This window comes from Microcystis sp. LEGE 08355 (assembly GCF_015207185.1).
Classification (GTDB): domain Bacteria; phylum Cyanobacteriota; class Cyanobacteriia; order Cyanobacteriales; family Microcystaceae; genus Microcystis; species Microcystis panniformis.
In genome coordinates this window covers 1-5,496 of record NZ_JADEXI010000312.1, presented here as the reverse complement: position 1 = coordinate 5,496, position 5,496 = coordinate 1, and the positions used below count along the sequence as shown (strand labels likewise).

At 45.2% G+C, this 5,496-nt stretch carries 5 protein-coding genes and 1 pseudogene; all 6 read right to left on the bottom strand.

Translation table 11 applies throughout. The features are described from left to right. On the bottom strand, positions 1–431 hold a 431-nt coding region (locus IQ242_RS15565), incomplete at its 3' end, for an AMIN domain-containing protein (protein WP_193960589.1). Positions 432–664: 233 nt separating this feature from the next. After that, entirely contained in the window at positions 665–2,053 is a 1,389-nt protein-coding gene (locus IQ242_RS15560; protein ID WP_193960588.1) for a cation:proton antiporter, read from the bottom strand. A gap of 95 nt (positions 2,054–2,148) precedes the next feature. After that, positions 2,149–2,424: pseudogene (locus IQ242_RS15555) on the bottom strand (zinc ribbon domain-containing protein); the annotation flags it as partial. A gap of 272 nt (positions 2,425–2,696) precedes the next feature. Continuing rightward, positions 2,697–3,149, bottom strand: coding sequence for a hypothetical protein (locus IQ242_RS15550; RefSeq protein ID WP_193960587.1), 453 nt, complete (start codon positions 3,147–3,149; stop codon positions 2,697–2,699). 118 nt (positions 3,150–3,267) lie between these two features. Next, positions 3,268–5,106: a molybdate ABC transporter permease subunit gene (modB, locus tag IQ242_RS15545; protein WP_193960586.1), complete on the bottom strand. Its 1,839-nt coding sequence runs from the start codon at positions 5,104–5,106 to the stop codon at positions 3,268–3,270. Between the two features lie 3 nt (positions 5,107–5,109). Continuing rightward, positions 5,110–5,496: molybdate ABC transporter substrate-binding protein (gene modA, locus IQ242_RS15540; RefSeq protein WP_193960585.1), on the bottom strand; the 387-nt coding region annotated here is incomplete at its 5' end.

Sequence of the window (5,496 nt, the reverse complement as noted above, 5' to 3'; positions counted from 1 at the left end):
GGTGTGGGGTCAGGGGTAACGGGTGGTTGCGTTTCCTCCCTAATTGGTTGGGGAGCTGGCAATTCCACTGTCCATTGGGTGGGCGAAATTCCGCGAATTTTTACCTGTTGAGGATCGACGGTGTAGCCGGGGGCCAATTCAATCACTAAACGGGTAGTTTCCGCATCAAATTGACCAATACGGACACTTCTGACGATATTGCTAATGGGCCGGTTAATATTGGGTTGCCCTAACTTGATCCCGGGCAGATCGATCACGATCCTGGTGGGGTTAGTGATCATTTGCGCTCGCGGTTGCACTCGATTGTCGGTAGTGAACACCAGACGATTCTCATTGGTGTCGAATCGCCAAGAGACGAGCTTGCCGGCCCAAGCAGGGGCCGCCACCAGCAACCAAGTTAATGCGCTTAGGAATAACCAATGAAATCTCACGATCGATGCTCCCGTTGCTCGGTTATCAATTACCTTTTTTCGGTAAAAATGGACAATTTTGTCGATTTTTGGCCATCCATAGCTCCGTTAATGCTCTGAGAATGACTATCAATAAAAACAAGCTTATGGGACGTTGGCATGGTCTGCTATGTTTCTGATCAGTTATCAGTTATCAGTTATCAGTTATCAGTTATCAATGAAAAGACAGTGCTGTTAGTGCCACTTAATACTGCTCACTGCTCACTGCTCACTGATTGAGGGCTGCCGGTGGGTTCTTTAAATACTAACCTTAACAGGGGCGGAGCGATAAAGGTAGTCAAGATCACCATCATAATAATCGCCGCATCGGTAGCGGGGGATAAAGCACCACTAGCAGCCCCGACTCCGGCAAAGACTAAACCCACTTCACCCCGGGGAATCATGCCAACTCCGATCGCCAAGCGATTGAGTTTTTCCTTGCTGAAAACGGCTAACCCCGTTACCACTTTACCCAAAATCGCGACGACAATTAAGAAAGCGGCCAAGACTAATCCTTCTCGATTCCTGGGAATAGCGGGATTAAGCACACTTAAATCGGTTTTTGCCCCCACACAGACGAAAAATATCGGTACAAATAAATCGGCGATCGGGAACACTTGTTCTGCCAATTCCGAGCGCTTTTCCGTTTCCGCCAGGACTAGGCCCGCAGCAAAGGAACCGAGAATCGCTTCTAATTGGATAACTTGGGCAATATAGGCAAGAATAAAGGCGAAAATCAGGGAAACTAAGAGCAATTGTCCCCTAGTTTTCATGCTATTAACTAATTGAACGTAAAAGGGGCTTAAAAAACGACCGATCAGGATCGCCCCGATTACAAAAGCGCTAGAACTAATAACTAAATAAATTACTTTGCTAATTTGCACTTCTCCAGTCTTCACCAAAGAAGCAACGACAGCGAGGACGATAATACCGAGAATATCATCGAGAACCGCTGCCCCGATGATAATTTGACCTTCTTTCGCCGATAACTGCCCTATTTCTGCTAAAACCTTGGCGGTAATGCCGATACTGGTAGCGGTTAAAGCTGCCCCGGCAAAAATGGCGGGAATGGTGGCCAGATGAAAGATATAGATTAAACCCAAAGTACCCACCAAAAAGGGAACCGCAACTCCCACCACTGCGACGACGGCTGCCTGCGGACCGACGCGAATTAATTCCTGCAAGTCTGACTCTAAACCGATCTCGAACAGCAGGATAATTACCCCCAATTCCGAGAGGACGGAAATCACCTCACTGGCAGCACTAAAAACGGCGGGAGATTGCTCCGGGGTGAGGGGGGAAGTGGATTGTAGGAAATGAATGAGGAGAGAATCCTCGAATCCCGCCCCACCTTCTGGAAAAACCAGTAATTTTAGGGCAGAAACCCCGATAATCACGCCACCGACTAATTCTCCTAACACGGGGGGCAAGTTGAATCGGACGCATATTTCCCCCCCCAGTTTACAGGCGAAATAAATAACGGTCAAACTCAGCAGCACGCAGGCTAAAACTAAGGCACTATCAGCAGTTTCGGCTGTAGCTGCCGAGGCTAACAGGGAAATGTTAAAACTCCAAGCGGAAGAAAGGAAAGGCTGTAGTATCATCGCTCGCTCAAAATTACTCTCAATACTCTAACAAGCTTGCGGCCTATTCAATCATCCCTGCTCAAAGTTTGCCGTTCTATTAAACTTACTCAAATCTACTCATGAGCAAATTTGAAGCTAATTTCCTGCTTCAAGGTAGTAGTGTCGGCACTATCTACTCCCCAGGCTGACACGGTGGAACTCACCGCCAAAGAAGCTAGATTGAGACTAGCGTTCAAGTCTCTATCACAAACAAAAGAGCATTGTTCACAATCAAAAACTCTTTCGGATAAAGATAGAGACTCTTTTTTGTATCCACAATTGGAACAGATTTTGCTACTGGGGAACCATCTATCAGCTACGATTAACTCCGCACCATACAACTGAGTTTTTTTGTTGGCTTTTGAAACTATTTCAATAACTTGAACCTCCTTCTGAAGTGCGGAATGTAGCCCTCTAAAATACCTCTGAGGGGGTTGCGGGCTTTTTCTTCTAATTTTTTACACCGCACCCAAAGGACAGCACAAAATCCGAACCGCTTCCTTGCCTTTTTCCCATATCCTAACTACCAATATAACACTATTTAATTAATCAGAAAAATTACTTAAAAAACTCTGTGTCCTCTGGGTCTCTGTGGTGAGCAATCAATTACTCAATCGACACTTTAGACATCTTCCACTACTTTTACCATTCCTTCTCGACCAACTTCTCCTAACTTTTCTCCCCAAACCTCCCAGGAATCTTCACAGGATTTTCCTACTCGTTTTTTGACGTTAATTCGGTAATAAAAATGTGTTTCATTATCTCCCACTAATTCCCCTGAAAATATTTCCCAATTGGGACTAACTAACAGCAGTAGTTCGTTAATTGGATCGTAAATATCCACCTCTGGATGCGCTCTTTCGGCAATTCGTCTTAACTTGATATCTGGCAGATACATAAATTTAGGTTCACAGCAGGAATTGACCATCAGCCACAGACAACCTGGCCCCTCCACTCGGTAATTAACCCACGCAATTGCTGCTGCTATTTCTAACATTTCATCCGGCATTTCATCAGGAGTGGGTAAGTGTAAATCCACTCGCATTATCCAATCACAAGATTCCTTTTTAGCCATGATTTTATAACTCCATGTAGAACATTTTTACTAACTAAGGACACGAGCGGGTATTTAACGGGATGGTCTGGGATTTTAGAAGCTCTATATCTGTCAGCACTTGAGAAAAATTAACCCATTACTTTAATAATAATAAACGCTGGGGAGATAAAGTAACAGTCCAAGGCAAAGCTTGCTCCTTAATTTCTAACCATTTATCCTTATATAACTCTGCTTGGATATGAAAATCGCGGTCGTGGTTGGAGGGTTGATTAAGTTTTAGATAGAGAGTCACCCGATGGGGTCCTTCAATGGCATTAGCTAACCAACAGGGAAAAGTATTAATATCTCCTAAATCTCGACCAAAAATAATTTGATGGGCGCGAATTCCCGTATAGGCTAAATAGTCGGGAATCCCGGGGACGGTGTGTAATTTAACATCCCAATCAATGGCCTTCAATTGTTGATTATTAATGATTACAGCACGGGAAAAATTCTTACATCCCGTAATTTTTGCCAAACTAACGCTATCTGGTCGCTCAAAAATTTTCTGTTTAGAATTATTAGCAATTGCCCGCCCTTTTTCCATAACTAATAAATTCTCGCATATTCGATAGGCTTCATCCATATTATGGGTAACAAAAATTGTCACGCCATCGTAATTACTTAAAGTTTTGATCATCTGACGTTCTAATTGAGCGCGTAGATGGGTATCAAGGGCAGAAAAAGGCTCATCTAATAATAAAGCTTCCGGACGACTAGCTAAAGCGCGAGCGATGGCGACCCGTTGTTGTTGTCCCCCCGATAATTGATGAGGATAACGGTTTTCCATGCCAAGTAACTGCACTAATTCCAATTGGTTGGCAATCTGCTGTTTAATAACTTTTTTAGATAAGTTTTTCGAGAGACCAAAAGCGATATTTTCTGCCACGGTGAGATGGGGAAAAAGGGCATAATTCTGCACCACAAAACCGATACGACGCTGACGACTGGGGAGATTAATTCCCTTTTCCGAATCGAAGAGAATGCGCCCATTTAAGACAATACGACCCCTTGAGGGCGTTTCCACACCAGCCAGCGATCGCAAAATCAGGCTTTTTCCCGACCCCGAAGCCCCTAATAGTCCTAGGGGCTGATTTTGGCAGTTAAAAGTGACCGAGAGGTTAAAACCGGGTAAACATTTCTCTATATCGACAAATAAGCCTATTTTATCTTTATAATGCTGATTTTCAGCTGCTAAAAGGGCAAAATCGCGACCCTCCCAGGGTGGCAGCCAGTCCTCCATCTCGTTAGGTTTGCTTTCTCCCGGTCGTCCTAATTGCTGTTTACGTTGACTTTGCCAGAGATTAACGGCGATAATCCCCGATAGGGAGATTAAAATGATAATAAACACCCATATCCAAGCCTCGGTCATCGCTCCTGCTTCCACAGCGAAGAAAATCGCCATCGGGATAGTTTGAGTTTGCCCCGGAATATTACCCGCTAACATCAAAGTCGCCCCAAATTCCCCCAAAGCGCGGGCAAAAGCTAGGGTTAATCCCGCTAATACTCCGGGGAAGGAGAGGGGCAAAAGTACGCGCCAGAATATTTTCCCTTCCGATGCCCCTAGGGTGCGGGCAACCTGTAAAAGATTGGCATCCACCTGTTCAAAAGCGCCGAGGGTGGTTTTGTACATCAGGGGAAAAGCCACCACCGTCGCGGTGATAACGGCGGCATACCAAGTAAAAACGACGCGAAAGTTAAATAAGTCTAATAACTGTCCTAATAGTCCGTTTTTGCCGAATAGAAGCAGTAAAATGAAGCCTAGCACCGTCGGGGGCAAGATTAAGGGCGCGACGAAAACTCCCTCGATTAGGGATTTCCACCGTCCACGATAGCCTAACATCCAATAAGCGGCGGCAATACCGAGAAAAAAGATGATTATCAGGGCAATGGTGGCGGTTTTCAGGGATATCCCTAGGGGGGAAAAGTCTGACATTGTTTATCTGGCCATTCCGAAGCCGAATTTTTCAAAAATGTTTTTAGCGGCTGCGCCGGTGAGATATTGGGCGAAAGTCTTGGCAGCTTGCGGGTTTTTACTGGCTTTTATCACAGCTATGGGGTAAATAATCGGAGAATGGAGATTATTGGCAGCCGTAGCCACTACTTTTACTTGGTCGGAAATTTTCGCATCGGTGATGTAAACAATGCCAGCATCGGCGTTACCAGTCTCTACGGCGGCGAGAACATTACGGACGGAGTTGGCAAAGACCAGTTTTGGTCTTATTTGCTCTAAAATGCCGAGATTTTTCAGAACTTCTTCGCTGTACTGACCGACGGGAACGCTGCGCGGTTCACCCACGGCAATTCTTTGGACATTACTGTTAGT

Bases quoted from the DNA above. Each gene is read 5' to 3' on its own strand.
- modB (WP_193960586.1), bottom strand. From the start codon at position 5,106: ATGTCAGACTTTTCCCCCCTAGGGATATCCCTGAAAACCGCCACCATT.
- IQ242_RS15550 (WP_193960587.1), bottom strand. From the start codon at position 3,149: ATGGCTAAAAAGGAATCTTGTGATTGGATAATGCGAGTGGATTTACAC.
- IQ242_RS15560 (WP_193960588.1), bottom strand. From the start codon at position 2,053: ATGATACTACAGCCTTTCCTTTCTTCCGCTTGGAGTTTTAACATTTCC.